The sequence below is a fragment of the Pseudomonas benzopyrenica genome, from assembly GCF_036884265.1.
GTDB lineage: Bacteria > Pseudomonadota > Gammaproteobacteria > Pseudomonadales > Pseudomonadaceae > Chryseomonas > Chryseomonas benzopyrenica.
This window is the reverse complement of sequence record NZ_CP145723.1, coordinates 581326-607165: the sequence shown is the minus strand read 5'-3', so window position 1 is coordinate 607165 and position 25840 is coordinate 581326. Positions and strand designations below refer to the sequence as shown.

The 25840-nt window shown below is 65.8% G+C and carries 26 protein-coding genes and 1 tRNA gene; 16 read left to right on the top strand and 11 right to left on the bottom strand.

The genetic code is table 11. From position 1 onward, the window contains the following. Positions 1-22 precede the first annotated feature (22 nt). Both metF and V6W80_RS02870 read left to right on the top strand, forming a co-directional pair. A complete protein-coding gene (gene metF, locus V6W80_RS02875) occupies positions 23-859 on the top strand; it encodes a methylenetetrahydrofolate reductase [NAD(P)H] (RefSeq protein ID WP_017641067.1) in 837 nt (278 codons plus the stop codon). Between the two features lie 184 nt (positions 860-1043). After that, positions 1044-2927, top strand: a complete 1884-nt coding sequence (locus V6W80_RS02870) for a DEAD/DEAH box helicase (RefSeq protein WP_338545802.1) — start codon at positions 1044-1046, stop codon at positions 2925-2927. Positions 2928-3137: 210 nt separating this feature from the next. On the opposite strand, the gene V6W80_RS02865 is transcribed toward V6W80_RS02870, so the two are convergent. The 3 genes from V6W80_RS02865 to V6W80_RS02855 form a co-directional block, all read right to left on the bottom strand. Beyond that, a complete protein-coding gene (locus tag V6W80_RS02865; protein ID WP_184291962.1) occupies positions 3138-3425 on the bottom strand; it encodes a PA4642 family protein in 288 nt (95 codons plus the stop codon). A gap of 116 nt (positions 3426-3541) precedes the next feature. Further along, positions 3542-4012, bottom strand: a complete 471-nt coding sequence (locus V6W80_RS02860; protein WP_173150299.1) for a WbuC family cupin fold metalloprotein — start codon at positions 4010-4012, stop codon at positions 3542-3544. Beyond that, the gene (locus V6W80_RS02855; protein WP_017641071.1) at positions 4009-4563 is read right to left on the bottom strand and encodes a hypoxanthine-guanine phosphoribosyltransferase; all 555 of its coding nucleotides are present in this window, start codon (positions 4561-4563) and stop codon (positions 4009-4011) included. Before V6W80_RS02855 ends, V6W80_RS02860 begins: the two co-directional genes overlap by 4 nt. Before the next feature lie 257 nt (positions 4564-4820). Here V6W80_RS02855 and upp point away from each other — a divergent pair, with 257 nt between their 5' ends. Beyond that, positions 4821-5459: a uracil phosphoribosyltransferase gene (gene upp / locus V6W80_RS02850; protein ID WP_017641072.1), complete on the top strand. Its 639-nt coding sequence runs from the start codon at positions 4821-4823 to the stop codon at positions 5457-5459. Positions 5460-5509: 50 nt separating this feature from the next. Beyond that, positions 5510-6727 (top strand): uracil-xanthine permease family protein, encoded by a 1218-nt coding sequence (locus V6W80_RS02845; RefSeq protein ID WP_338547337.1) that lies wholly within the window; start codon positions 5510-5512, stop codon positions 6725-6727. 22 nt (positions 6728-6749) lie between these two features. Here V6W80_RS02845 and V6W80_RS02840 read toward each other — a convergent pair whose 3' ends face one another. Next, positions 6750-7805 carry a ferrochelatase gene (locus V6W80_RS02840; protein ID WP_338545801.1) on the bottom strand — a complete coding sequence of 352 codons (1056 nt, stop codon included), beginning with the start codon at positions 7803-7805 and terminating at the stop codon, positions 6750-6752. After that, a complete protein-coding gene (locus tag V6W80_RS02835) occupies positions 7802-8710 on the bottom strand; it encodes a TIGR01777 family oxidoreductase (RefSeq protein WP_338545800.1) in 909 nt (302 codons plus the stop codon). The genes V6W80_RS02840 and V6W80_RS02835 overlap by 4 nt, the downstream gene beginning before the upstream one ends. A gap of 176 nt (positions 8711-8886) precedes the next feature. Between V6W80_RS02835 and V6W80_RS02830 the strand changes: the two genes are divergently transcribed. The 4 genes from V6W80_RS02830 (at position 8887) to V6W80_RS02815 (ending at position 13322) form a co-directional block, all read left to right on the top strand. Further along, the gene (locus tag V6W80_RS02830; protein WP_338545799.1) at positions 8887-9873 is read left to right on the top strand and encodes an NAD(P)/FAD-dependent oxidoreductase; all 987 of its coding nucleotides are present in this window, start codon (positions 8887-8889) and stop codon (positions 9871-9873) included. 125 nt (positions 9874-9998) lie between these two features. After that, on the top strand, positions 9999-10970 hold the full coding sequence (locus V6W80_RS02825) for a YbgA family protein (RefSeq protein WP_093254280.1): 972 nt from the start codon (positions 9999-10001) through the stop codon (positions 10968-10970). Between the two features lie 10 nt (positions 10971-10980). Further along, on the top strand, positions 10981-11904 hold the full coding sequence (locus V6W80_RS02820) for a MerR family transcriptional regulator (RefSeq protein WP_064309298.1): 924 nt from the start codon (positions 10981-10983) through the stop codon (positions 11902-11904). Beyond that, a complete protein-coding gene (locus V6W80_RS02815) occupies positions 11901-13322 on the top strand; it encodes a cryptochrome/photolyase family protein (RefSeq protein ID WP_338545798.1) in 1422 nt (473 codons plus the stop codon). Before V6W80_RS02820 ends, V6W80_RS02815 begins: the two co-directional genes overlap by 4 nt. A 28-nt stretch (positions 13323-13350) precedes the next feature. Here the strand turns inward: V6W80_RS02815 and V6W80_RS02810 are convergent, their stop codons facing one another. The 6 genes from V6W80_RS02810 to hemA form a co-directional block, all read right to left on the bottom strand. Beyond that, positions 13351-13878, bottom strand: coding sequence for an acyloxyacyl hydrolase (locus V6W80_RS02810; RefSeq protein ID WP_017641080.1), 528 nt, complete (start codon positions 13876-13878; stop codon positions 13351-13353). Positions 13879-14029: 151 nt separating this feature from the next. Then, positions 14030-14821 carry a glutamate racemase gene (gene murI, locus V6W80_RS02805; RefSeq protein ID WP_160924125.1) on the bottom strand — a complete coding sequence of 264 codons (792 nt, stop codon included), beginning with the start codon at positions 14819-14821 and terminating at the stop codon, positions 14030-14032. Next, positions 14814-15569 (bottom strand): molybdopterin-synthase adenylyltransferase MoeB, encoded by a 756-nt coding sequence (locus tag V6W80_RS02800; RefSeq protein ID WP_338545797.1) that lies wholly within the window; start codon positions 15567-15569, stop codon positions 14814-14816. Before V6W80_RS02800 ends, murI begins: the two co-directional genes overlap by 8 nt. Further along, a complete protein-coding gene (gene prmC / locus V6W80_RS02795) occupies positions 15563-16393 on the bottom strand; it encodes a peptide chain release factor N(5)-glutamine methyltransferase (RefSeq protein WP_017641083.1) in 831 nt (276 codons plus the stop codon). The genes V6W80_RS02800 and prmC overlap by 7 nt, the downstream gene beginning before the upstream one ends. 3 nt (positions 16394-16396) lie before the next feature. Next, positions 16397-17479 (bottom strand): peptide chain release factor 1, encoded by a 1083-nt coding sequence (prfA, locus tag V6W80_RS02790; RefSeq protein ID WP_017641084.1) that lies wholly within the window; start codon positions 17477-17479, stop codon positions 16397-16399. Beyond that, positions 17476-18744 (bottom strand): glutamyl-tRNA reductase, encoded by a 1269-nt coding sequence (gene hemA / locus V6W80_RS02785; protein WP_017641085.1) that lies wholly within the window; start codon positions 18742-18744, stop codon positions 17476-17478. Before hemA ends, prfA begins: the two co-directional genes overlap by 4 nt. Before the next feature lie 245 nt (positions 18745-18989). On the opposite strand from hemA, the gene V6W80_RS02780 reads away from it, so the two are divergent. The 8 genes from V6W80_RS02780 to ychF all read left to right on the top strand — a co-directional run bounded on the left by V6W80_RS02780 (position 18990) and on the right by ychF (position 25779). Further along, positions 18990-20714: a tetratricopeptide repeat protein gene (locus V6W80_RS02780; RefSeq protein ID WP_338545796.1), complete on the top strand. Its 1725-nt coding sequence runs from the start codon at positions 18990-18992 to the stop codon at positions 20712-20714. Then, positions 20711-21331 carry a lipoprotein insertase outer membrane protein LolB gene (gene lolB / locus V6W80_RS02775; RefSeq protein ID WP_064309306.1) on the top strand — a complete coding sequence of 207 codons (621 nt, stop codon included), beginning with the start codon at positions 20711-20713 and terminating at the stop codon, positions 21329-21331. The genes V6W80_RS02780 and lolB overlap by 4 nt, the downstream gene beginning before the upstream one ends. Then, positions 21328-22188, top strand: coding sequence for a 4-(cytidine 5'-diphospho)-2-C-methyl-D-erythritol kinase (ispE, locus tag V6W80_RS02770; RefSeq protein WP_430707781.1), 861 nt, complete (start codon positions 21328-21330; stop codon positions 22186-22188). Before lolB ends, ispE begins: the two co-directional genes overlap by 4 nt. Before the next feature lie 25 nt (positions 22189-22213). Continuing rightward, positions 22214-22288: transfer RNA gene (locus V6W80_RS02765), tRNA-Gln, on the top strand. Between the two features lie 41 nt (positions 22289-22329). Continuing rightward, positions 22330-23271, top strand: a complete 942-nt coding sequence (locus tag V6W80_RS02760) for a ribose-phosphate pyrophosphokinase (RefSeq protein WP_017641089.1) — start codon at positions 22330-22332, stop codon at positions 23269-23271. A gap of 122 nt (positions 23272-23393) precedes the next feature. Further along, on the top strand, positions 23394-24017 hold the full coding sequence (locus V6W80_RS02755; protein ID WP_338545795.1) for a 50S ribosomal protein L25/general stress protein Ctc: 624 nt from the start codon (positions 23394-23396) through the stop codon (positions 24015-24017). A 34-nt stretch (positions 24018-24051) separates the two neighbouring features. Further along, the gene (pth, locus tag V6W80_RS02750) at positions 24052-24636 is read left to right on the top strand and encodes an aminoacyl-tRNA hydrolase (protein ID WP_338545794.1); all 585 of its coding nucleotides are present in this window, start codon (positions 24052-24054) and stop codon (positions 24634-24636) included. A gap of 42 nt (positions 24637-24678) precedes the next feature. Further along, positions 24679-25779, top strand: coding sequence for a redox-regulated ATPase YchF (gene ychF, locus V6W80_RS02745; RefSeq protein WP_064309308.1), 1101 nt, complete (start codon positions 24679-24681; stop codon positions 25777-25779). The last annotated feature ends 61 nt before the right edge of the window (positions 25780-25840 follow it).

Here is a 25840-nt window from a genome sequence, read left to right as displayed (position 1 = left end):
GGCTGCTCACGAGAGAGACGCCGTGAAACCCAGTCTGAGTTTCGAATTCTTTCCCTGCAAGACCGAAGCGGGCCACGAGAAGCTGATCGCCACGGCGCGGCAGCTGGCGGGCCACGGGCCGGAGTTCTTTTCCTGCACCTACGGCGCCGGCGGTTCCACCCGCGACGGCACCTATCGCACCGTGCGCCAGCTCAACGACGAGGTCGGGGTACCGACCGCGCCGCACCTGTCCTGCGTCGGCGACAGCAAGGCCAAGCTGCGCGAGTTGCTGCAGCAGTACCAGGAAGCCGGCATCAACCGCATCGTCGCCCTGCGCGGCGACCTGCCGTCCGGCATGGGCCTGTCCGGCGGTGGCGAATTGCGCTATGCCAGCGATCTGGTCGCCTTCATCCGCGAGGAGACCGGCGATCACTTCCATATCGAAGTCGCCGCCTATCCGGAAACCCATCCGCAGGCGCGCAGCTTTACGGACGACGTGCGCAATTTCGTGTACAAGATGGAGGCCGGTGCTGACCGCGCGGTCACCCAGTACTTCTTCAACGCCGACTGCTACTTCCATTTTGTGGAACGTGTCCGCAAACTGGGAGTCGAAGCCCCGGTGATCCCTGGCATCATGCCGATTACCAACTACAGCAAGTTGGCACGCTTCTCCGATGCCTGTGGCGCTGAACTGCCACGCTGGCTGCGGAAGCAACTGGAAGCCTACGGTGACGATACCCAGAGCATCCAGGCCTTTGGCGAAGAAGTCATGACCGCCCTCTGCGAGCGACTGCTCGAAGGCGGGGCACCCGGTGTGCACTTCTACACCCTGAACCAAGCGGAGCCGTGTATCGCCATCTGGCGAAACCTCGGTTTTTGAAGTCGGCCAGGCGAACTGGCGGCGACTTCGCCCAATCGTGATTACCGCTACCGGTCATCGCCCGACTCTTCATCCAGCGCAGGATGATGAGGGTGGGCGAGACGTCCGAAACCTTTCGGACGTCAACCGGCAGCGCAACCGCGCCCCCACGTCGGCGGGACGCCGACAGAGACAGGAACCCCGCATGTCCTTCATTTCCCTCGGTCTCTCCGAGGCCCTTGCCCGCGCCGTGGAAGACGCTGGCTACACGAATCCCACGCCTGTTCAGCAACGCGCCATTCCGGCCGTCCTGCAGGGTCGCGATCTGATGGTGGCTGCCCAGACCGGCACCGGCAAGACCGGTGGCTTCGCGCTGCCGGTGCTCGAGCGCCTGTTTCCCAACGGTCATCCCGACGGTCACCACTATGTGGCCAAGCAGCCCCGGGTACTGGTGCTCACCCCGACCCGCGAACTGGCGGCTCAGGTGCACGACAGTTTCAAGGTCTATGCCCGCGACCTGCCCATGCGCAGCGCCTGCGTCTTCGGTGGCGTCGGCCTCAAGCCGCAGGTCACCGCCCTGGCCAAGGGTGTCGATGTCCTCGTCGCCTGCCCGGGTCGGCTGCTGGACCTCGCCGGCCAGCAGAGCGTCGATCTGTCCGCCGTCGAGGTGTTGGTGCTGGACGAAGCCGACCGCATGCTCGACATGGGTTTCATCCATGACGTGAAGAAGGTCCTGGCCCGCCTGCCGGCGCAGCGCCAGAATCTGCTGTTCTCGGCCACCTTCTCCAAGGACATCACCGACCTCGCCGGCAAGTTGCTGCAGGATCCCGAGCGGATCGAGGTCACCCCGCCGAACACCACCGTCGAGCGCATCGAACAGCGGCTGTTCCGCATTCCGGCCAACCAGAAGCGCGCCCTGCTCGCCCACCTGATCACCCTGGGTGCCTGGGAACAGGTGCTGGTGTTCACTCGCACCAAGCACGGCGCCAACCGCCTGGCCGAGTACCTGAACAAGCATGGCCTGCCGGCCGCGCCGATCCATGGCAACAAGAGCCAGAATGCCCGCACCAAGGCCCTGGCCGACTTCAAGAGCAACGAGGTTCGCGTCCTCGTCGCCACCGACATCGCCGCCCGCGGCCTGGACATCGACCAGTTGCCCCACGTGGTCAACTTCGAGCTGCCCAATGTCGAGGAAGACTATGTGCACCGCATCGGCCGTACCGGCCGGGCCGGTCGCAGTGGCGAAGCCATCTCGCTGGTGGCGCCGGACGAAGAAAAGCTACTCAAGGCCATCGAGCGCCTGACCAAGCAGAGCATTCCGGATGGCGACATGCAGGGCTTCGATCCGCAGTCCGTGCCGCCCGAGCAGCCGGAAGTGCGCGCCCCGCGCGAACCCCGTGGCAAGCCGCAGCAGAATCGCCAGAAGAAGGCCGACAAGCCGGCGCGCAGCGAAGGCAAAGGCCAGAATCAGGGCCAGGGCCAGAACCAGGGCAAGGCGGCCAGTGGCGAGCAGTCCGGCGCCCAGCCCCAGGGCGAGCGCAAGGGTCGTTCCCGCAATCGTCGCGACCGCCGCGATCGCGATGACGCCGGTCAGGCCAATGCGCAACCCGGCCAGGCCGTTGTGCAGCAGCCGCGCAATCGTGATCCGGAAGAATTTCTGGATGACGCCTACGACAACTTCGGCAACAGCGTCGACTACGTGAGTCCCTACCAGGGCAAGGGCCGCAAGGGTCCGCGCAGTGGCAACGGCGGCAACGCGCCGCGCGCCGCCACGACCGGCGGCCAGGGCCAGCTCCGTCAGGGTCAAGGCCAGGGCGCTGCCCGCGGTCCGCGCAGCCAGCAACAGCAGCAGCCCGGCAAGCGGCGTGGTCAGAACGGCCAGCCCCGCGCCGCCCGGCCCTATGAAGCCGCGCCCAGCGAGCCACGCGCCTATGCTACGGAAGAGCGGGCGTCGAACAAGCCGCAGCCGAAGATCGTGCACAAGCCGTCGCGTGCCGATCGCCTGCCGACCCTGGAGCAGCTGGAAGAGATGCCAAGCCGGCCGCGCAGCGAGAAGCCCGCGCTGCTGACCCGCAACCGCGACGCCTGATGGCCGACGGGCCGCTCAGGCGGCTCGTTCACCAGGCAAAAAGAAACCCCGCCATGGCGGGGTTTCTTTTTTAGGCTTGCTTGAGAAGTCGCCGAGCGAAGGTCAGGCAAGGCAAAAATCGGCGAGGAAGCGGAGTTTACACAGGGTAAATGAGCATTCCGAGCCGGTTTTTAACGCAGCATAACCGAGCGCAGGCACTTATCAACCGAATCAGGCGTGGGCGGCGCGCAGGGCGTCGATATAGGGCTCGGCCTGACGATGGCTGCGGATCAGTTCGATGAAGTCCTCGCCCTGGTCGTTGCGGGCATCCAGGTCGTAGCCGGCCTCGACGAAGAAGCCGACGAAGCGCTCGAAATCGTCCGGACGCAGGCCGCGATAGGCCTTGACCAGCTTGTGCAGAGACGCGGGGGTATCGTCCGCCGGTTCGACATCGAGGAACAGCCTGATCTGCTCGTCGTTGATCGCTTCACCGATGACCTGCTTTTTATCCTTGCGCATCCTTTGGCTACCTGTGCTGGGGGATTCTTTGGAGAAAAGGAGGACCGATTCTAACCCTGCCCCTCGCCTGCCCGCCAGTGACAAACCGTGGTGATACCGCGACCCTGGTCGAAAGTTCAATCGAATTGAGCGCGCATCCAGCTGCGATAGCGCTTGGCGTCGGGTGCACCCTCCAGCGGGGCCCAGGCCGGTCGTTCACCCTCGCCCAGCGGCACGAAGGGCCCGGCCTTGCATTCGAAGAACAGGCAGTCGCCGTCCAGGGCCACCAGCGCATGGTAGTGCCCGGGGGCGAGATCGACGCCCGGGCAACCGGCGCGCTGGGACAATTCGCGGCGCACCAGCACCTGCCCCTCGTCGCTGAAGGTCAGCAGCCCCAGCCGGCCCTGCAGCACCAGCAGACTCTCGGCCTTACGCGGATCCAGATGGCGGTGGGGCGGTATGTAGCTGTCTTCGCACATCCCCACCACCAGGCGATGGCAGGGCTCATCCATGCTGTGCAGGTTGTGATGGGCGCGCCGTCGCGGGCTGGCCGCCGCCTGCCGGAGCAGGTCGGCGAACAACGCCTGATCGAACAGCCGCGCGGTCACAGCCCCTTTACGGCATAGATGCCGGGTGCGTTGCGCCAGTAGCCCTTGTAGTCCATGCCGTAGCCGAAGATGTAGCGATCGATGCAGGGCAGGCCGACGTAGGTGGCCTCCAGGCCCTTGACCTTGCGGTCGTGGGTCTTGTCGATCAACACGGCGGTATGGACCTCGCGAGCACCGGCGTGGCGGCAGAAGTCGATGATGGCCTTGAGGGTGTGGCCCTCGTCGAAGATGTCGTCGACGATCAGCACGTCGCGATCGATGAAGGACACCTCGGGCTTGGCCTTCCAGAACAGCTCGCCGCCGGTGGTCTCGTTGCGATAGCGGGTAGCGTGCAGATAGGACATCTCCAGCGGGAAATTCAGCCGGGTGGCCAGCTTGCCGGTCAGGATCAAGCCGCCGTTCATGACGCAGAAGACCACCGGATTACGCTCGGCGAGATCGGCGGTGATGGATGCGGCGAGCCGGTCGATGGCCGCTTCGACCTGGGCTTCGTCATACAGGCAATCGGCTTCCTGCATGACCTGGCGGATGTGGGCGAGATCGGCGGACATGGGGCTTCTCCGGGGGGGACGGGGCGCCGGCCTGATGGTTGGCGCGGATAAAAGGCGGCAAAGGTACAGACACCGCGGACCGATCTCAAGCGCCGCCAGGCGGCTACTATTGTCGCAGGGTACTGCCCACCTCGGGTCGGATGCTTTAATGTACCGCGGTTTTTTTGTGCGCCTGCCCTTCCTGCGGCAGGCCTTCGGGCCGCCGGTCGTACCGAAACCGTCCTCGATCCGCTGCCCTACCGTCTCTGGAGAATCCCATGCCCGTTCACGAAATCCGCCATCCGCTCATCCGTCACAAGCTCGGCCTGATGCGGCGCGCCGACATCAGCACCAAGAACTTTCGCGAACTGGCCCAGGAAGTCGGTGCCCTGCTCACCTACGAGGCGACCAAGGACCTGCCGGTGGAAGAGGTGGACATCGAGGGCTGGTGCGGCACCGTCAAGGTGGAAAAGATCTCCGGCAAGAAGGTCACCGTGGTGCCCATCCTGCGCGCCGGCATCGGCATGCTCGACGGCGTGCTCAGCCTGATCCCCAGCGCCCGGGTCAGCGTGGTCGGCCTCGCCCGCAACGAATCCACCCTGCAGGCCCACACCTACCTGGAAAAGCTGGTGGGTGAACTGGACCAGCGGATGGCCATGATCATCGATCCCATGCTGGCCACCGGCGGCTCCATGATCGCCACCATCGACCTGCTGAAGAAGGCCGGGGCCAAGGAAATTCGCGCCCTGGTGCTGGTGGCGGCGCCCGAAGGCATCGCCGCGGTCGAGGAAGCCCATCCGGACGTGCGCCTCTACACCGCCTCCATCGACGAGCGCCTCAACGAGCACGGCTACATCCTGCCGGGGCTGGGCGATGCCGGTGACAAGATCTTCGGCACCAAGCAGAAGGACGCCTGAGCGTGACCGCGCGGGAACCGCTCTGGCGGGAGATCGTGGTGGGCGCCCAGATGCTCTTCGTGGCCTTTGGCGCCCTGGTGCTGATGCCGCTGATCACCGGCATGGCCCCCAATGTGGCCCTGTTCACCGCAGGCTTCGGCACCCTACTGTTCCATCTGGTCACCGGCCGCCAGGTACCGGTGTTCCTGGCATCGAGCTTCGCCTTCATCGCCCCGATCATCGCCGCCAAGGCGGAATTCGGCTTGCCGGCGGTACTGGGCGGGGTGGTGGCGGCCGGCTTCGTCTACACCTTCCTGGGGCTGGCGGTGAAGCTGCGTGGCGTGGGCTTCATTGATCGCCTGCTGCCGCCGGTGGTGATCGCCCCGGTGATCATCTCCATCGGCCTGGGCCTGTCGCCGGTGGCGGCCAACATGGCCATGGGCAAGGCCGGTGACGGCAGCGCCCAGCTGGTGCCCTATGCCACGGCGATGATGATTTCCATGCCGGCGCTGGTCACCACCCTGCTGGTGGCCATCTACGGCAAGGGCATGTTCCGCCTGGTGCCCATCCTCGCCGGAGTCTTTGTCGGCTACGCGCTGGCCTTCGTCTTCGGCATCGTCCATACCGAGGGCATCGGCGCTGCGCCCTGGCTGGCGATCCCGGCCTTCGTCGCGCCGGAATTCCATTGGGGCGCCATCCTATTCATGGTCCCGGTGGCCCTGGCGCCGGCCATCGAGCATGTCGGCGGGGTAATCGCGGTGGGCGGGGTGACCGGCAAGAACTACCTCAAGCAACCCGGTCTGCACCGCACCCTGCTGGGTGACGGCCTGGCCACCTCCTCCGCCGGCCTGTTCGGCGGACCGCCCAACACCACCTACGCCGAGGTGACCGGCGCGGTGATGCTGACCAGGAACCACAATCCGCGGGTCATGCTGTGGGCGGCGGGCTTCGCCATGGTGCTGGCCTTCGTCGGCAAGTTCGGCGCGGCGCTGCAGACCATCCCGGTGCCGGTCATGGGCGGCATCCTCTGCCTGCTGTTCGGCTCCATCGCGGTGGTGGGGCTGAACATCCTGATCCGCCACCAGGTGGATCTGTCCGAGGCGCGCAACCTGGTGATCGTCTCGGTGACCCTGGTGTTCGGCATCGGTGGCATCGTCTTCGGCAACGGCGAGATCGGCCTCAAGGGCATCTCTCTCTGCGGCCTGATCGCCATCGGCCTCAACCTGGTCCTGCCCGGGCACAACGCCTGGAAGAAGGACGCCGAACCCCCGGAGCGTCCGCTGCTCTAGGGAGTGGCCTCAGGATGCCGGCCTAGGCCGGCATCCGGGGTTGCTCGATCGGCTGCGGCGGCAGCTCCGCCACCTCTTCGCACAGTTCTACCAGCGCCTGCGCCCAGGCCGGGTTGTCGTTGACGCAGGGAATCAGCACCAGCTCCCGGCCACCGGCTTCGATGAACTGCTCGCGCCCGCGATCGCCGATCTCTTCCAGCGTCTCGATGCAGTCGGCGACAAAGGCCGGGCACATCACCAGCAGGCGCTTGACGCCGGCCTTGGCCAGCTCGTCCAGCCGCGCCTCGGTGTAGGGCTCGATCCACTTGTCCTTGCCCAGCCGTGACTGGAAGGACACCGACCACTTGCCATCAGGAATGCCCAGGCGCCGGGCCACCAGCTCGGCGGTGCGCTGGCACTGGCTGCGGTAGCAGACGGCCAGCGCCTTGGCGGTGACCTTGCTGCTGTCCGGCGCGCGCAGGTCGTGGCTGCGATCCTTGACCAGCTTGCGGATGTGCCGCTCGGGCAGGCCGTGGAAGGACAGCAGCAGGTGGTCGTAGGGCTCCTCGAGATAGGGCTCGACGCTGGCCGCTAGTGCCGCCTGGTATTCCGGGCGGTCGTAGAAGGGCGGCAGGATCTTCAGCGTCAGCGGCAGCTGGTGGGCCTCGATCACCCGCCGCGCCTCGACGATGGCGGTGGTGGTGGTGCTGTCGGCGAATTGCGGATAGAGCGGCGCATAGGTCACCTCGCGGATGCCCTGGCTGGCCAGGCGCTTGAGCACCGACTCCACCGAGGGCTCGCCGTATCTCATGCACAACTCCACCGGACCATGGCGCCAGAGGGGCCGCACGGCCTCCTGCAGCCGGCGGCTGAGCACGATCAGCGGTGAGCCATCGTCCCACCAGATCGACTCATAGGCCTCGGCCGAGGCGGCGGGCCGCTTGATCAGCACCAGCGACACCAGCAGCCGACGCAGTGGCCAGGGCAGATCGACCACATAGGGATCCATCAGGAACTGGTTCAGATAGCGCTTCACGTCGGGGACGTGGGGCGAATCGGGCGAACCCAGGTTGGCGAGCAGCAGAGCGTTGGTAGTCATCGTGAATCCTTGGCGGCGAGCAGGTCGGCCAGGGCCGCATCCAGCTCGGGATAGCGAAAGACATAGCCGGCAGCGAGCAGGCGCTCGGGCCGGGCGCGCTGACCACCCAGCAAGAGGATGGACAGCTCTCCCATCAGGCGCAGGGCGAAGGCGGGAATCAGCAATCGCGCCGGGCGCCGCAAGGCCCGTCCCAGCGCCTCGGTGAAGTCCCGGTTGCGCACTGGCTCGGGGGCACAGAGATTATAAGGACCCTGGGCGTCGCTGCGGTTGAGAAGAAAATCGATGGCCCCGATTTGATCCTGTAAATGAATCCAGGGCATCCATTGGCGTCCGTTGCCCAGGCGCGCGCCCAGGCCGAAGCGGAACGGCGGCAACAACCGCAGCAGGAAGCCGTCGTCGGCGGCCAGCACCAGGCCGGTGCGCAGGTTGACCACGCGGATACCCAGTTGCTCGGCCTCGTTGGCGATCTGCTCCCAGGCCAGGCACAGCTCGCCGGCGAAGTCGGCGCCGGCCAGGCTGTCCGCTTCGCTCACCGGCTTCTCGCCGCTGTCGCCATAGAAGCCGGTGGCCGAGCCCGACAGCAGCACCGCGGGCTTCTGGCTGCGCCCACGCAGCCACTCCATCAACCGCTCGGTGGTGCCGATGCGGCTCTGCCAGAGTTCGGCCTTGCGACTGCGGGTCCAGGGCTTGTCGGCTATGGGCGCGCCGGCCAGATTGACCACTGCATCCAGGTGCTCGTCGCCCAGCGCCTCCAATTGAGCGATGCCGCGCACGCCGGGTCCGCACTCACGCGCCACCCGTGACGGGTCGCGGCTGAGCACGGTGAGTTGGTGCCCAGCGGCCGCCCATTGGCGGCACAGCGCACGGCCGATCAATCCGGTGCCACCTGTCAGCAGGATATGCATGTCGTCACTTCCTTCTCGTATTGCCCTGCCGCCCGGATGCATCTGAACGAAGGGAAGAGGATTGTTTGGTATGGTCGTGGGTCGAAAGATCCAGAACGGTTGCCAGTCGTAGCCGTAGAGCCCTTGCACGCGCAAACGTTCGACAAGGGCGAATCGTCAGACAAGCGAGGTCCATCATGACTGCCCCCATCGCCATCGTTGGCGCAGGAATAGCCGGACTTGCCGCAGCCCAGACGCTGATTCGCGCCGGGCAGCAGGTCCAGATCTTCGACAAGAGCCGCGGCAGCGGCGGCCGCATGGCCAGCAAGAGAAGCGAAGCCGGGGCCCTGGACCTGGGCGCCCAGTATTTCACCGCTCGCGATCGCCGCTTCATCGACGCCCTCAACGAATGGCGGCGGGCCGGTTGCGCGGCCGAATGGAATCCGGTGCTCTACCAGTATCGCGACGGGCGCCTGAGTCCGTCCCAGGACGAGCAGCCACGCTGGGTCGGGGTACCGCGCATGAGCGCCATCACCCGCCATCTGCTGAGCGACCTGCCGGTCACCTTCGACTGCCGTATCACCGACGTCTTTCGTGGGGCCCAGCACTGGCACCTGCTGGACGCCAGCGGCGAGACCCACGGCCCTTTCGCCCAGGTCGTCATCGCCATGCCGGCGCCTCAGGCCACGGCGCTGCTCTCCAGCGTGCCCAAGCTGGCGGCCACCGTGGCCGGCGTCAGCATGGAGCCGACCTGGTCGGTGGCCCTGGCCTTCGCCACGCCCCTGCAAACCCCGGTGGAAGGCTGCTTCGTGCAGGACAGCGAACTGGACTGGCTGGCGCGCAATCGCTGCAAGCCCGAACGCGACACCACCCTGGACACCTGGGTACTGCACGCCACCAGCGCTTGGAGCAAGGCGCATCTCGACGCCTCCAAGGAAGAGGTGATCGAACGGCTGCATGGCGCCTTCGCCGAGTTGATCGGCTGCCCGCTGCCGGCGCCGAGCTTTACCCTGGCCCATCGCTGGCTCTATGCGCGACCCGCGCAACCCCACCAATGGGGCGCCCTGGCCGATCCCGACATGGGCGTCTTCGTCTGTGGCGACTGGTGCTCCAGCGGACGCGTGGAAGGTGCCTGGTTGAGTGGTCATGAGGCCGCGCAGCAGCTCCTGGGTAGTCTGGACTAAGCGACGAAGCGCATACCGTCTGTAACCTGAGACGAATCTTTTGCCGAAGCCCCCTGTCGAAAGTTGCACCAAACTTGTACAAAATAGAAATCCTTGTACAAGAAAATACACGACAGGGGATCTCCATGCTTGCTAACGCCTCTTCCAGCCTGCCCCGTCCACGCCTCGGCATCAGTGCCTGCCTGCTGGGTGACGAAGTCCGCTACAACGGTGGACACAAGGAATCCCGGCTCTGCAGCCAGACCTTCGCCGAGCATTTCGATTTCGTCCGGGTCTGCCCGGAGATGGCCATCGGCCTCGGTACGCCGCGCGAGCCCATCCGCCTGGTGGGCGATTCCCAGGCGCCGCGTGCCGTCGGCACCTTGAATCCCAGCCTGGACGTGACCGCCGCCCTGACCGCCTACGGGGAAAAGATGGCGGGCGAGCTCGCCGACCTATCCGGCTTCATCTTCATGCAGAAGTCGCCCTCTTGCGGCATGGAAAGGGTCAAGGTCTATCACGCCAATGGCCAAGGCAGTGAAACCGACGGCCGCGGTCTGTTCGCCGCCGCCATCATGCGTCTACGCCCGGACCTGCCGGTCGAAGAGGCCGGTCGGCTGAACGATGCGGTGCTGCGGGAAAACTTCGTCACCCGGGTTTTCGCCCATGCCCATTGGCAGCAACTGCTGCAACAGGGTCTGACGGCGCGGGCGCTGCTGTCCTATCATTCGCGCTACAAGTACCAGCTCATGGCCCACGATGCCCATCGTGCACGGGCCCTTGGGCAGTTGGTCGGCAGCATCGGTCAGCGCAATCTGGACGAGCTGGGTCAGGAGTATTTCAGCGGCCTGATGGCTGCACTGAAAAAGTGCGCTACCCGTGGTACTCACTGCAATGTGCTCTATCATCTCTTCGGTTATCTGCGCCGGGTCCTGAGCGACAGCGAGAAGCAGGAAATGCAGCAGCTGATCGAGCAGTACCACGAGGGCATCGTCCCCCTGGTCGTGCCCCTGACGCTGCTCAAGCACCACTTCCGCCAGCATCCGGATCGTTATGTGAACGAGCAGGCCTATCTCCAACCGCACCCTGAACGTCTGAGTCTGCGAAATGCCATCTAGCGTCATTCCCTTGCCCTCACCGTCGAATGGCGAGGAGCAGGATTATCAGTCCGCCTTGCACGAAGGCTGGCTGCCCATCCGGGAAATCGCCCGGCGTACCGGCGTCAACGCCGTGACCCTGAGGGCCTGGGAGCGGCGTTACGGCCTGCTGGTCCCCAAGCGCACCCCCAAGGGACACCGGTTGTACAGCGAGGCCCATGTGGTTCGGGTGCAGCAGATCCTCGCCTGGATCGCCCGCGGTGTGGCGGTCAGCCAGGTCAAGGGCCTGCTCGACGACCAACGACCGGCAGCGGTGCCCAGCGATACGCCCTGGCAGGGCATTCACCAGGAGATGATGGACGCCATTGGCCGGCTCGCCTCGCGCATCCTGGACGAGGCCTACAACCGCGCCGCCTCCCTCTATCCGCCGCGGGTGCTGCTGGATCAGTTGCTGTGGCCGTTGCTGCGGGAACTGGAGCGACTCAGCCAGGCCACCGACGACGGTCGCCTGCAACAGGTGTTTTTCCAGTCCTGGCTGCGCAGCAAGCTGGGCGCGCGGATCTACCACAGTCAGCACAGCCTGCGCGGTGCGCCGCTGGTACTGCTCAATCTCGACGAGACGCCGATGAATGTCTCGCTGTGGCTCTGCGCCTGGCTGATCAGCGCCACGGACTGTCCCGTCGAAGTGGTGGAATGGTCGATTCCCGCGGCTAATCTCGATCGCCTGGTCGAGCAGCTCGACCCGCGGGCGCTGATCCTCTGCCGTGACAGCCGTCCCGACAGTGAATTGCGTCGCCAGCTGCAGACCTTTGCCAATCGCCATGCCCGCCCCTGCCTGACCCTGGGTGCCCTGGGCGAATCCCTCACCGCCGACGCCGCCCCGGCGCGTAGTCCGGGCGAGGCCTTCGATCGCCTGCAGAGTGCCGGACTGCTGCGTCAGGATCGGCATGCATGAGTCAGCTTGTCTGGTTTCGTACCGACCTGCGCACCCTCGATCACCCCGCTCTCCACGCCGCCGCCGAGCAGGGGCCGGTGACGGCCGTGTTCCTGCTAAGTCCTGCCCAGTGGCAGGCGCACGACGAGGCCGCGGTCAAGGTCGACTTCTGGCTGCGCAATCTCGCCGCCCTGGGCAAGACGCTCAAGTCCCTCGGCATTCCCTTGCTGATCCGCAACGCCGAGCGCTGGGCGCAGGCACCCCAGGTGTTGCTCGACCTGGCCAGGGAACTGGGCATCGAACACCTGCACTTCAACGACGAATACGGCGTCAACGAAGCCGCCCGGGATGACGCCGTGGCAGAGGCCTTCGATGCGGCAGGGCTGGCCGCCCATCGCTATCTGGACCAGACACTGTTCGCGCCGGGAACGGTACTGACCAAGAGCGGGGGTTATTTCAAGGTCTTCGGCCAATTCAAGAAGACGTGCCTGGCGCGCCTGGAAACCGGTCTGCCAGCGCCCCTGCCTGCCCCCGGCAAGCAGCGGAAGGGCCCGCTCCAGGCCGACGAGTCGCCCAGCTCGGTCGAGGGCTTCGTCACCCCCTCGCTCGAGGTGCAACGGCTGTGGCCGGCCGGCGAAGAGGCGGCGCTGCAGCGCCTGGAAGCCTTCATCCAGGAGGATCTGGGCGATTATCACCAGGCGCGGGACATCCCCTCAGAACCCGGTACCAGCCAATTGTCGGCCTATCTCAATGCGGGAGTGCTGACGCCGCGGCAATGCCTGCAGGCAGCGGTTCGGGCCAACGATGGCCTGCTCAGCGGCGGTATGCAGGGCGCGGCCACCTGGATCACCGAGTTGCTCTGGCGCGAATTCTATCGCCACGTGCTGGTGGGCTATCCCTGGGTATCGCGGCACCAGCCGTTCAACCGGGCGCTGACCGCCCTGCCCTGGCGCGACGACCCCGAGGGCCTGGCGGCCTGGCAACAGGGGCGCACCGGCATCCCCCTCATCGATGCCGCCATGCGCCAGCTCTTGCAGACCGGCTGGATGCACAACCGCATGCGCATGCTGACCGCCATGTTCCTCTGCAAGAACCTGCTGATCGACTGGCGCGAAGGCGAGCGCTGGTTCATGCAGCATCTCATCGATGGCGACCTGGCTTCCAACAACGGTGGCTGGCAGTGGAGCGCCTCCACCGGTACCGACTCGGTGCCCTATTTTCGGGTGTTCAATCCCCACACCCAGGCGCTCAAGATCGATGCCCGCGGCGACTATGTGCGCACCTGGGTACCGGAACTGGCCGAGCTCAAGGGCAAGGCCGTGCACACCCCGGGGGGCCGTTACCTCACCCCCCTGGTGGACCTGGGCGAAAGTCGCCAGCGGGCGCTGGCCACCTACCGCGGCATGGCGCGCAAGACGGACACGAAAAAGCCGGACTAGATCCGGCTTTTTTCATATCAGCCCTGGATCAGAGAGTGTGGCTGTAGAACAGCGCATAGGACTCGATGCCATCGTTGGGCTGCTTGATGCCCGCGTTGGAATAATGGGTCGCGCGAATGCCGACGCGCTGGGTGTCGCCGATCTTCAGGCCCAGGCCGATACGGTCTTCGAAGTTGAACGCCGAACCTAGGTCCTGCTCGCCAACCTTGGTGCTGGAGAAGACCGCGACGCCGATACCGGCTTCGACGAAGGGCTTCACATGACCCTGGCCGAATTCGTAGACGAATACCGGGGCGAAGGACAACGAATGCTGATCGGAAGAGCGCCCGTTGTCGCCTTCCCAATAGGTGTAGCCCGCATCCCAGTAACCGGTCAGGCGGCCGGTAGAGCTCTGCCACCAGCTCTTGTCCCAATTCCAACCGGCACCAATGCGATAGGTCATGCCGCTCTGGCTGGTGGCTCCGACTGCCCCGGTGATTTCCACAGCCTGTGCCGACGCCATGCCACCCAGCGAAAGCGCGGCGGCCACTGCAAGGGAAAGCAATTTGTTGTTCATGAAAGTGCCCTTATGGATGTTTCTAGTTTTTACGAACTGCCAGCATTGACCATCAAGACGTGAAGGTGTTCACAGCCTTGGACATTTTTACCTACAGGGTCGGATGCTAGTCGCTGGACGACCGTTTGGCGAGCGAAACCCGGGCAGAAAGTCAGACGAACGCCTTTACCTCGGCCCCTGCCGGCCAGAGCTGCGGCAGCACCGCGCTTAGCTCGGTGGGTGGGCCAGACGTCCAGATGCGCGTCGGGCCGGCCGGCCCGCTGGCCAGGCGTCCAGCCACCGCCAGCAGACTTTGCAAGCGCCGCGCCACGGCGGCGCCGGTATCCACCAGGATGACTTCCGGCGGCACCAGCTCGGCCAGCAGGGGCCGCAGGAAGGGATAATGGGTGCAGCCCAGGATCAAGGTGTCGCACTCCGCCGCCAACAGCGGTTCGAGAAAGCCCTGCAGCAGACGCCGGGTCTCGGGGCCGTGCAGATCGCCGCGCTCGACCTGCTCCACCAGCCCCGGACAGGGCTGGGTCAGCACCTGGACGCCCAGGGCGAAGCGGTCCAGCAAGGCGGCGAACTTGGCGCTCTGCAAGGTACCGGTGGTGGCCAGCACCCCGACCCGGCCATTGCGGGTAGCCGCGGCCGCCGGCTTAACCGCCGGCTCCATGCCGACGATGGGCCACTGGGGATAGCGTTCGCGCAGATCAGCGACCGCCGCCACGGTGGCGGTGTTGCAGGCCACCACCAGCGCCTTTGCGCCCTGGGCGTGCAGCCGCGCCGCGATCAGCTGGCAGCGCTCGCGGATGAAGGCAGGGGTTTTTTCGCCATAGGGGATATGGCCGCAGTCGGCGACGTAATGCAGGGTTTCCGCCGGCAACAGCTGCCGTATCTCGGCCAGCACCGACAAGCCGCCGACGCCTGAGTCGAAGACCCCGATCGGCGCCTCGTCAGCCATGGCGGGCGCCGCACACCGGGCAACCCGGATCGCGCTTGACCCGCAATTCACGGAAGCGGCTGCCTGCCGCATCCACCAGCAGCAGCCGACCCACCAGCGGCTCGCCGAAACCGGCCAGGAGCTTGAGCGCTTCCAGCGCCTGCAGACTGCCCACCAGGCCCACCACCGGACCCAGCACCCCGGCTTCGCTGCAACTGAGTTCGGCCTCGCTGCCCTCGCCATAGAGGCAGTGGTAGCAGGGACTGTCGGCGCGGCGCGGATCGAAGACGCTGAGCTGGCCCTCCAGGCGAATGGCGGCGCCACTCACCAGCGGCCGCCCCTGGGCCACGCAGGCGGCATTCACCGCCGCCCGGGTGGTGAAGTTGTCCGAGCAGTCCAGCACCAGATCCACCGCGGCGACGCGCGCCGCCAGGCTGTCGGCGTCCAGCGCCTCGCGCCACGGCACCAGGCGTACCTCGGGATTGAGCGCCGCCAGCCGTTGCAGGGCGGAATCCACCTTGCCTTGGCCGATGCGACTCTCGTCATGCAGCACCTGGCGCTGCAGATTGCTCAGGTCGACCTGGTCGAAATCGGCCAGGTGCAATTCGCCGACGCCGGCCGCGGCCAGATAGAGCGCCACCGGCGAACCCAGCCCACCGAGGCCGACGATGAGCACCTTGGCGTCCTTCAGCCGCAGCTGGCCAGCGATATCCACCTGGGCCAGCAGGATCTGCCGGCTGTAGCGCAGCAGTTCGCCGTCGCTCAGCATGGCCAGCGGCCTCCACTGATACGCGCGTGACCGCCCAGGTCCTGGCGACTCTCGACCTCGGCGAAACCCTGGCGGACCAGCAGTTCGCGCACCGCGGCGGCCTGGTCGAAGCCGTGTTCCAGCCACAGCCAGCCCCCCGGCTGCAGGTGCGCGGGCGCCGCCCCGATCAGCTCGCGGATGTCGTCCAGGCCATCGGCCCCGGCCACCAGGGCGCTGCGTGGCTCGAAACGCACATCGCCCTCGTCGAGATGGCGATCGCTGCCGGCGATATAGGGGGGATTGCTGACGATCAGCTCGAAGCGCTGCCCGGCGAGGGCGGCGAACCAGTGACTGGGCTGAAAGGTGACGTTGCCCAGGCGCAGGCGCTGGGCATTGCGCTGGGCCAGCGCCACCGCCGCCGGGATGCGATCCACGCCGCTGACCTGCCAGCGTGGCCGTTCATGGGCCAGGGCCAGGGCGATGGCGCCGGTACCCGTGCCCAGATCCAGTACTCGCACCTCGTCGGCCAGCGGCAGCGCCAGGGCGGTTTCCACCAGCACCTCGGTGTCGGGCCGCGGGATCAGGGTGTCGGCGCTCACTTCCAGGTCAAGCGACCAGAAGCCTTGCTGCCCAAGAATATAGGCCACCGGCTCGCCTTGCCGGCGACGTTCGAGATCGGCCTGGAAACGTGCCAGGGCCTCGCGTGGCACCAGTTTTTCCGGCCAGGTGCGCAGGTAGCTGCGCGGCTTGTCCAGAGCGGCGGCCAGCAGCAGTTCCACGTCGAGACGAGCGCTGGGCGAATCCGGCAACTGGCTTTCGCGCAACAGGGCGCCAATGGTGGCCATGCTTCAGTCTCCCAGCGCTGCCAGCTGGTCAGCCTGGTATTCCTGCAGCAGCGGGTCGATGATCTGCTGGACGTCGCCGTTGACCACCTCGCCCAGGGAATAGAGGGTCAGGTTGATGCGGTGATCGGTCACCCGGCCCTGGGGAAAATTGTAGGTGCGGATGCGCTCGGAGCGATCACCCGAACCCACCAGCAGCCGGCGAGTGTCGGACATCTCCTTGTGCGCCGCCGCGTCCTGCTGGTCGTTGAGCTTGGCCGACAGCCAGGCCATGGCCTTGGCGCGGTTCTTGTGCTGGGAGCGCTCTTCCTGGCACTCCACCACGATGCCGGTGGGCAGGTGGGTGATGCGCACCGCGGAGTCGGTCTTGTTGACGTGCTGGCCGCCCGCGCCCGAGGAGCGATAGGTGTCGACGCGCAGATCGGCCGGATTGATCTCGATGGCCTGCTGCTCGTCAGGCTCGGGCAGCACCGCCACGGTACAGGCCGAGGTGTGGATGCGGCCCTGGGACTCGGTCTCCGGGACCCGCTGCACCCGGTGCGCACCAGATTCGAACTTGAGCTTGGCGTAGACGTTGTCGCCTTCGACCCGGGCGATGACCTCCTTGAAGCCGCCGTGCTCGCCCTCGTTCTCCGAGAGCACCTCGAGGCGCCAGCCCTGGCGTTCGGCATAGCGCGAATACATGCGGAACAGGTCGCCGGCGAAGATCGCCGCCTCGTCGCCACCGGTACCGGCGCGGATTTCCAGGAAGACGTTGCGGCCGTCGTTGGGATCGCGCGGCAGCATCATGCGCTGCAGCTCGTCCTCCAGCTCCTGCAACCGCGCCTTGGCACTGGCGACCTCTTCCTCGGCCATCTCGCGCAGGTCGGGATCGCTGTCCTTGAGCAGCGCCTGGGCACCCTCCAGATCGGCCTGCACCTTGCGGTACTCGGTGAACGCTTGGCTGACCGGCTCGAGTTCGGCGTATTCCTTGGAATAGGCGCGGAACTGGGTCTGGTCGCTGATGACTTCGGCGTCGCCCAACAGCGCGGTCAGCTCCTCGAAGCGGTCCTGCAGACCGTCGAGCTTGTGCAACAGAGAGGTCTTCATGTCTTGTCCAAACCCTCGTCGAGGGCGAAGAGTTCCTGAGCCAGGGTCAGCGCATCGATGCGCCCCTCGGCGGATAGTTTCTTGAGCTGTACGCTCGGTGCGTGCATCAGCTTGTTGGTGAGGCTGCGCGCCAGGGCCGCCAGGGCTTCCTGGGGATCGGCGCCGTTGGCCAGCTGGCGCTGGGCGCGGGCCAGTTCGTCGTCGCGGATCTGCTCGCCCTGCTGGCGATAGGCGCGGACCACGTCCACCGCGGCACGCTCGCGCAGCCGCTGCATGAAGTCCTCGACCCCGGCCAGCACCAGCTTTTCGGCGGCCTGGGCGGCGCCCTGGCGACTCTTGAGATTTTCCGCCACCACCTCGTGCAGGTCGTCCACCGTATAGAGGTAGACGTCTTCCAGCTCGCTCACCTCCGGCTCGATGTCGCGCGGCACGGCGATGTCGACCATGAAGATGGGCTTGTGGCGACGCTGCTTGAGCGCCCGCTCCACCGCGCCCTTGCCGAGGATCGGCAACTGGCTGGCGGTGGAGCTGATGACGATGTCGCTGTTGACCAGTTCGTCGGGAATGTCGGCCAGCAGCACGGTATGGGCGCCGAATTCTTCCGCCAGGTGACTGGCGCGCTCCAGGGTGCGGTTGGCGACGACGATGCGCCGCACGCCCTGCTCGTGCAGATGGCGGGCGACCAGGGTGATGGTCTCGCCGGCGCCGATCAGCAGCGCCTGGCTGCGGCTGAGGTCGCTGAAGATCTGCTTGGCCAGGCTGACCGCGGCAAAGGCCACCGACACCGGGTTCTCACCGATCGCCGTGTCGGTGCGCACCGCCTTGGCGGTATTGAAGGTGGCCTGGAACAGCCGGCCCAGCAGCGGACCGACGGTGCCGGCCTCACGCGCCACGGCATAGGCCGACTTGAGCTGGCCGAGGATCTGCGGCTCGCCCAGCACCATGGAATCCAGCCCCGCGGCCACCCGCATCATGTGGCGGACCGCGGCTTCGTCCTGGTGCAGATAGATGCTGGCGCGCAGGTCCTCCAGGGGCACCCGGTGGTACTGGGCGAGCCAGGCCAGCACGGCTTCCGCCAGACTGGGCTCCAGCTCCAGGTAGAGTTCGCTGCGATTGCAGGTGGACAGAATCGCCGCTTCGCGACTGTGGGTGGCCTGCTCCAGCTGGCGCAGGGCCTCGACCGTCTGCTCCGGAGTGAAAGCCACGCGTTCGCGCACCTCAACCGAGGCGGTCTTGTGATTGATGCCGAGCGCGAGAAAGGCCATGGACGCAAGCAGTCGAACGGATTGGGAAAGCCGAACATTGTCCTACGCGCGGGCGGTGGCGACAACCAGCAGCGACGAGACGTCGGACAATCGCCGTCATAGCCTGAGCGAATGAATCTTGCCGGGCAAAAGGCGTCAACAGCCTCGACCACCGCACTTCTCGGCCGGCCGCTGCGCATGCGCAACGCGGCCACGGCGACTCTTGTGGCATGATGGACCGACTGTAAAAAGGCCGCCCCGACCCTATGACCAGATACCTTGCGCTGCTGACGACCGCCCTGCTGCTCGCCGGCTGCCAGAACCTCGGCCGTCAGCCGACGCCCGCTGCCGCCATCCCGCCGCCCACCGCCAAGACCAGCACGCCGCAACCGGCCGGCTCCTTTCGCGAGGACACCCTCTATGACCTGCTGGTCGGCGAGCTGGCCGGCCAGCGCAACCGATTCGACATCGCCCTGACCAACTATGTCGAGCAGGCCAAGTCGACCCAGGACCCGGGGGTCGCCGAGCGGGCCTTCCGCATCGCCGAGTACCTGGGCGCCGATACCCCGGCGCTGGAAACCGCGCAGATCTGGGCGCGCAACGCCCCCGACAACCTGGATGCCCAGCGTGCCGCCGCCATCATGCTGGCCCGCGCCGGTCGCTATGACGAATCCATGGTCTACATGGAGCGCGTGCTCCAGGGCCAGGGCGACACCCATTTCGACTTCCTCGCCCTCTCGGCGGCGGAAACCGACGAGACCACCCGCGCCGGCCTGCTCAAGAGCTTCGACCGGCTGCTGGCCAAGTATCCGCACAACGGTCAGTTGCTGTTCGGCAAGGCTCTGCTGCTGCAACAGGACGGCCGCGCCGACGAGGCGCTGAAATTGCTGGAGCGCAATCCGGCGGCCAAGCGCGAAGTCGCGCCCCTGCTCCTGCGCGCGCGCCTGCTGCAGAGCCAGGACCGCAGCGCCGAGGCCCTGCCGCTGCTCGAAGCCGGCATCCGTCAGCATCCGGAAGACCGCCGCCTGCGCCTGGCCCATGCCCGGCTGCTGGTGGAGCTGGATCGCCTGGACCAGGCCAAGCGCGAATTCGCCGAACTGGTCACTCAGTTCCCGGACGACGATGACCTGAGATTCTCGCTGGCGCTGGTCTGCCTGGAAGCCCAGGCCTGGCGCGAAGCCCAGATCTATCTGAAAGAACTGATCGACCGCGGCAGCCACGTGGACGCCGCGCACCTCAACCTGGGCCGCAGCTACGAAGAACTCGACCAGCCCGAACAGGCGCTGGCCGAATACGCCCAGGTCGGCCCGGGCACCGACTACCTGGCCGCCCAACAGCGTCAGGCGGAAATCCTGCTCGGCAGCGGCCGCATCGCCGAGGCCCGTCAACGCCTGGCCGAGGCGCGCAAGCGCCAGAGCGAATACGCCGTGCCGCTCTATCTGCTGGAAGTCGAAGGCCTGGCCAGTGCCGACCAGACCGCCCTCGCCGACCAGACCGTGCAGCAGGCCCTGCAGCAGTATCCCAACGACCTCAACCTGCTCTATGTCCGCTCCATGCTGGCGGAAAAGCGCGGCGACCTCGGGCAGCTGGAAAGCGATCTGCGCTACATCATCGCCCACGACCCCGACAACGCCATGGCGCTCAACGCCCTCGGCTACACCCTGGCCGATCGCACGCCGCGGCTGGCCGAGGCGCGCCAGCTGATCGACAAGGCCCACCAGTTGAGCCCGGACGATCCGGCCATCCTCGACAGCATGGGCTGGATCCGCTATCGCCAGGGCCAGCTGGCCGACGCCGAGCGCTATCTGCGCCAGGCCTACGAGCGCTTCCCCGATGCCGAAGTGGCGGCCCACCTGGGCGAGGTGCTCTGGGCCCAGGGCAAGCGCAGCGAAGCGCGCAAGGTCTGGCGCGTGGGCCTCGACGCCGACGCCGACGACGCCATCCTGCGCAGTACCCTCAAACGCCTGACTGGAAGCGAAACCCTCCGATGATCCGCGTCCGTACCTTCGTCACCCTGTTGTTGCTCGCCCTGCTGGCCGGTTGCGCTAGCACCTCTCGCCAGGAGGCCGTGGAAGGCCAGGGCAACGCCGCCCAATGGCAAGCTCACAAGAAACGTATCGCCGCCCTCGACGGCTGGCAGATCGACGGCAAGGTCGGCATCCGCGCCCCGCGCGACTCCGGCAGCGGCACCCTGTTTTGGCTGCAGCGCCAGGACTACTACGATATCCGCCTGGCCGGCCCCCTGGGCCGTGGCGCCACTCGCCTCACCGGGCGTCCGGGCGCCGTCACCCTCGACGTCTCCGGCCAGGGCAGCTATCAGGCCGATTCGCCCGAAGCCCTGCTGGAACAGCAACTCGGCTGGCGCCTGCCGGTCTCGCACCTGCTCTGGTGGGTGCGTGGCCTGCCGGCGCCGGACAGTCGCAGCCAGCTGACCCTGGACGCCGACAGCCACCTGGCACGTCTGGTGCAGGACGGCTGGACCGTCGAGTACACCCGCTACACCGAGCAGAGCGGCTACACCCTGCCCGAGCGCCTCAAGCTCACCGGCAAGGACCTGGAAGTCATCCTGGTGGTGAAGACCTGGCAGCCGCGCGAGCTGGGCAAATGACCCTGGCGCCCGCTTTCACCCTGCCGGCGCCGGCCAAGCTCAATCTGTTCCTGCACATTCTTGGTCGCCGTCCGGACGGCTATCACGAACTGCAGACACTGTTTCAGTTTCTCGACTGGGGCGACGACCTGGGCTTCGCCGGGCGCGATGATGGCGAACTACACCTGCGCGATGGACTGCCGGGCGTCGCCCCCGAACAGAATCTCATCCTGCGCGCCGCCCGGCTGCTGCAGCAGGAAAGCGGTACCCAGCAAGGCGCCGACCTCTGGCTGACCAAGCGCTTGCCCATGGGTGGGGGCATCGGTGGCGGCAGCTCGGATGCTGCCACCACCCTGCTCGGCCTGAATCATCTCTGGGGCCTGGGCGCCAGCCTCGACGACCTGGCGGCACTGGGGCTGCGCCTGGGCGCCGACGTGCCGGTATTCGTCCGCGGCCAGGCCGCCTTCGCCGAGGGCGTGGGGGAAAAGCTCACCCCCGTCGCGCCGCCGGAACCCTGGTATCTCGTAGCGGTGCCGCAAGTCTCTGTAAGTACAGCAGAAATTTTTTCAGATCCACTGTTGACACGGGACACTCCCGCCATTAAAGTTTGCGCCGTTCTCAAGTGGTCAGGTCGAAACGACTGCCAGAGTACGGTCGAAAGGCGTTACCCAGAAATTCGTAACGCTTTGATCTTGCTAAACAAATTTGTTTCAGCTAGATTAACCGGCACTGGAGGTTGCATATTTGGAAGCTTTCCAAATAAGACCGAAGCTGATACAGTAGCTAGCCAGCTACCAGCATCACTTCCAGGCTTCGTAGCCAAAGGCAGCAACACTTCCATGTTGCACCGGGCGCTGGCAAGCCTGACCAGAGAATGAGTACAGCTAGTACTCTGCAAGATACAGGGGCGTCGCCAAGCGGTAAGGCAGCAGGTTTTGATCCTGCCATGCGTTGGTTCGAATCCAGCCGCCCCTGCCATTTTCCTTCCAAGACCCACCTCAAGCCGCAGGAACTGCAGCGTGTCCAAGATGATGGTCTTCACGGGGAACGCCAACCCCGATCTGGCACGGCGCATCGTGCGCCAGCTGCACATCCCTCTCGGTGACGTCTCCGTCGGAAAATTCTCCGATGGCGAGATCAGCGTCGAAATCAACGAGAACGTACGGGGCAAGGATGTCTTCATCATCCAGCCTACCTGCGAGCCGACCAACGACAACCTGATGGAACTGGTGGTGATGGCCGATGCCTTCCGCCGCTCCTCGGCGACTCGTATCACCGCAGTCATCCCCTATTTCGGCTATGCGCGCCAGGATCGCCGTCCGCGTTCCGCGCGGGTCGCCATCAGCGCCAAGGTCGTGGCCGACATGCTGACCGTGGTGGGCATCAATCGCGTGCTCACCGTCGACCTGCACGCCGACCAGATCCAAGGCTTCTTCGATATTCCCGTGGACAACATCTACGGCTCCCCCGCCCTGGTGGATGACATCGAAGACCAGCGTTTCGAAAATCTGATGATTGTCTCCCCGGACATCGGCGGCGTGGTGCGTGCGCGTGCCGTGGCCAAGAGCCTGGGTGTGGACCTGGCGATCATCGACAAGCGCCGGCCCAAGGCCAACCAGTCGGAAGTGATGCACATCATCGGTGACATCCAGGACCGCACCTGCGTGCTGGTCGACGACATGGTCGATACCGCCGGCACCCTGTGCCACGCGGCCAAGGCGCTGAAGGAACACGGCGCCGCCAAGGTCCTGGCCTACTGCACCCACCCGGTGCTGTCGGGTCGCGCCATCGAGAACATCGACAACTCCGTGCTGGACGAGCTGGTGGTGACCAACACCATTCCGCTGTCCGCCGCGGCTCAGGCCTGCAGCCGTATCCGCCAACTGGACATCGCGCCGGTGGTGGCCGAGGCGGTACGCCGGATCAGTAACGAAGAATCCATCAGCGCGATGTTCCGTTAAGGAACAGCCGCTCTGGAAGCGCCCCGGAAGGCCGTGACGGTCTACCGGGGCTTTTTAGTCGGTAGGGCCGTGGAACTGGTCGCAAGTCCCGGTCTGCCGATTCCTTATCCTGGAGATTCACAATGTCTGATTTCACTCTGAATGCCGAAGTGCGTTCCGACCTGGGGAAAGGTGCGAGCCGCCGCCTGCGTCGTAATGCCGGTAACGTTCCCGCCGTGATCTACGGTGGCGACAAGGCTCCGACGTCCATCACCCTGGTCGGCAAAGACCTGGCCAAGATGCTGGAAAGCGAAGCCGCCTTCGCCAGCGTCATCACCCTGAAGGTTGATGGCAGCAACGAAAGCGTGCTGGTCAAAGCCCTGCAGCGTCACCCCTCCAAGGGCTACGTCATGCACGCCGACTTCCTGCGCGTCATCGCCGGTCAGAAGCTGACCGCTCACGTGCCCCTGCACTTCATGAACCAGGAAACCTCCGTGGGCGTGAAGCAACAGGGTGGCGAGATCCTGCACACCATCAACGAAGTCGAAGTCTCCTGCCTGCCGAAAGACCTGCCGGAATTCATCGAAGTCGACATGGCCAAGGTCGAGCTGGACCAGATCGTGCACCTGAGCGACCTGAACGTCCCGGCTGGCGTCGAGCTGGTGTCCCTGGCCCACGGCAGCGATCTGCCGGTTGCCAGCATCCACCTGCCGCGCATCCGTGAAGAAGCTGCAAACGGCGCTGCCGAAGAAGGCACTGCCGAGTAAGTTCGCGCACGCCTGAAAGAGAAGGGCTCCTGACATGACTGCCGTTCAACTGATCGTCGGCCTGGGTAATCCAGGCCCCGAATACGACCAGACCCGGCATAATGCAGGGGCCCTTTTCGTTGAGCGACTGGCAGCTGCCCAAGGTGCGAGCCTGGCTGTCGAGCGCAAGTATCATGGCCTCGTGGGGCGCTTTCGCCACGCGGGCAACGAGGTTCGTCTACTCATCCCCACCACCTATATGAACCGCAGCGGCCAGGCCGTGGGGGCACTCGCCGGCTTTTTTCGCATCCCGCCGGCGGCCATTTTGGTGGCCCATGACGAACTCGACCTGCCACCCGGCACCGCCCGCCTCAAGACCGGCGGCGGCCATGGGGGGCACAACGGACTGCGCGACATCATCGCCCAGCTCGGCAATCAGAACGGTTTCCAACGTCTACGTCTGGGCATCGGCCATCCGGGGCATGCCAGCCTGGTCTCCAACTTCGTGCTGGGTCGCGCCCCGCGCAGCGAGCAGGAGCTGCTCGACACCAGCATCGACGCCGCCCTGGAAGTGGTACCGGAGCTGCTCTCCGGCGACCTGACCCGGGCCATGCAACGCCTGCACAGCCGCAAAGCCTGACCTACCCTACCCTCTTCCTTTTCTTCCGCGAGGACACACACCATGGGATTCAATTGCGGCATCGTCGGCCTGCCCAACGTCGGCAAGTCCACCCTGTTCAATGCCCTGACCCAATCCGGTATCGCGGCGGAAAACTTCCCCTTCTGCACCATCGAGCCCAACAGCGGCATCGTGCCCATGCCCGATGCGCGGCTGAACGCCCTGGCGGAGATCGTCAAGCCCGAGCGGGTGATCCCCACCACCATGGAGTTCGTCGATATCGCCGGCCTGGTGGCGGGTGCCTCCAAGGGTGAAGGCCTGGGCAACAAGTTTCTCGCCAACATTCGCGAGACCGATGCCATCGCCCATGTGGTGCGCTGCTTCGAAGACGAGAACGTCATCCACGTGTCGAATTCGGTGGATCCCAAGCGGGACATCGAGGTGATCGACCTGGAGCTGATCTTCGCCGACCTCGACAGCTGCGAGAAGCAGCTGCAGCGCGTCACCCGCAACGCCAAGGGCGGCGACAAGGAAGCCCTGGCGCAAAAGGCCTTGTTGGAACAGCTGATTCCCCACTTCGAGGCCGGCAAGCCTGCTCGTAGCCTGATGAAGGGGCTGGACGAGGAGCAGAAGCGCCTGGTGCGCAGCTTCCACCTGCTGACCAGCAAGCCGGTGATGTACATCGCCAACGTCGCCGAAGACGGCTTCGAGAATAACCCGCACCTGGACGTGGTCCGCGCCATCGCCGAGGAAGAAGGCGCCGTGGTGGTGCCGGTGTGCAACAAGATCGAGGCGGAAATCGCCGAACTGGACGACGACGAGGAAAAGCAGATGTTCCTCGAGTCCATGGGCATGGAAGAGCCGGGCCTGAACCGGGTGATCCGCGCCGGCTACGAACTGCTTAACCTGCAGACCTACTTCACCGCCGGGGTGAAGGAAGTTCGTGCCTGGACCGTCCGCGTCGGCGCCACCGCGCCCCAGTCGGCCGCGGCCATCCACACCGATTTCGAGAAGGGCTTCATCCGCGCCGAAGTGGTGGCCTATGACGACTTCATCGCCTTCAAGGGCGAGAACGGCGCCAAGGAAGCCGGCAAGTGGCGCCTGGAAGGCAAGGAGTACATCGTCAAGGACGGTGATGTCATGCACTTCCGCTTCAACGTCTAAGCGACGGCGAACGCCAGAACCCCCTCCTCACCGCAAGGTGGCGAGGGGGTTTTCTTTTGCG

What these genes read in the sequence shown, in the direction of transcription:
- V6W80_RS02870 (WP_338545802.1), top strand. Translation starts at nt 1,044, where the DNA reads ATGTCCTTCATTTCCCTCGGTCTCTCCGAGGCCCTTGCCCGCGCCGTG.
- V6W80_RS02865 (WP_184291962.1), bottom strand. Translation starts at nt 3,425, where the DNA reads ATGCGCAAGGATAAAAAGCAGGTCATCGGTGAAGCGATCAACGACGAG.
- V6W80_RS02855 (WP_017641071.1), bottom strand. Translation starts at nt 4,563, where the DNA reads ATGTCCGCCGATCTCGCCCACATCCGCCAGGTCATGCAGGAAGCCGAT.
- upp (WP_017641072.1), top strand. Translation starts at nt 4,821, where the DNA reads ATGCCCGTTCACGAAATCCGCCATCCGCTCATCCGTCACAAGCTCGGC.
- V6W80_RS02845 (WP_338547337.1), top strand. Translation starts at nt 5,510, where the DNA reads ATGCTCTTCGTGGCCTTTGGCGCCCTGGTGCTGATGCCGCTGATCACC.
- V6W80_RS02840 (WP_338545801.1), bottom strand. Translation starts at nt 7,805, where the DNA reads ATGACTACCAACGCTCTGCTGCTCGCCAACCTGGGTTCGCCCGATTCG.
- V6W80_RS02835 (WP_338545800.1), bottom strand. Translation starts at nt 8,710, where the DNA reads ATGCATATCCTGCTGACAGGTGGCACCGGATTGATCGGCCGTGCGCTG.
- V6W80_RS02830 (WP_338545799.1), top strand. Translation starts at nt 8,887, where the DNA reads ATGACTGCCCCCATCGCCATCGTTGGCGCAGGAATAGCCGGACTTGCC.
- V6W80_RS02825 (WP_093254280.1), top strand. Translation starts at nt 9,999, where the DNA reads ATGCTTGCTAACGCCTCTTCCAGCCTGCCCCGTCCACGCCTCGGCATC.
- V6W80_RS02815 (WP_338545798.1), top strand. Translation starts at nt 11,901, where the DNA reads ATGAGTCAGCTTGTCTGGTTTCGTACCGACCTGCGCACCCTCGATCAC.
- V6W80_RS02810 (WP_017641080.1), bottom strand. Translation starts at nt 13,878, where the DNA reads ATGAACAACAAATTGCTTTCCCTTGCAGTGGCCGCCGCGCTTTCGCTG.
- murI (WP_160924125.1), bottom strand. Translation starts at nt 14,821, where the DNA reads ATGGCTGACGAGGCGCCGATCGGGGTCTTCGACTCAGGCGTCGGCGGC.
- V6W80_RS02800 (WP_338545797.1), bottom strand. Translation starts at nt 15,569, where the DNA reads ATGCTGAGCGACGGCGAACTGCTGCGCTACAGCCGGCAGATCCTGCTG.
- prmC (WP_017641083.1), bottom strand. Translation starts at nt 16,393, where the DNA reads ATGGCCACCATTGGCGCCCTGTTGCGCGAAAGCCAGTTGCCGGATTCG.
- prfA (WP_017641084.1), bottom strand. Translation starts at nt 17,479, where the DNA reads ATGAAGACCTCTCTGTTGCACAAGCTCGACGGTCTGCAGGACCGCTTC.
- hemA (WP_017641085.1), bottom strand. Translation starts at nt 18,744, where the DNA reads ATGGCCTTTCTCGCGCTCGGCATCAATCACAAGACCGCCTCGGTTGAG.
- V6W80_RS02780 (WP_338545796.1), top strand. Translation starts at nt 18,990, where the DNA reads ATGACCAGATACCTTGCGCTGCTGACGACCGCCCTGCTGCTCGCCGGC.
- lolB (WP_064309306.1), top strand. Translation starts at nt 20,711, where the DNA reads ATGATCCGCGTCCGTACCTTCGTCACCCTGTTGTTGCTCGCCCTGCTG.
- ispE (WP_430707781.1), top strand. Translation starts at nt 21,328, where the DNA reads ATGACCCTGGCGCCCGCTTTCACCCTGCCGGCGCCGGCCAAGCTCAAT.
- V6W80_RS02755 (WP_338545795.1), top strand. Translation starts at nt 23,394, where the DNA reads ATGTCTGATTTCACTCTGAATGCCGAAGTGCGTTCCGACCTGGGGAAA.
- pth (WP_338545794.1), top strand. Translation starts at nt 24,052, where the DNA reads ATGACTGCCGTTCAACTGATCGTCGGCCTGGGTAATCCAGGCCCCGAA.
- ychF (WP_064309308.1), top strand. Translation starts at nt 24,679, where the DNA reads ATGGGATTCAATTGCGGCATCGTCGGCCTGCCCAACGTCGGCAAGTCC.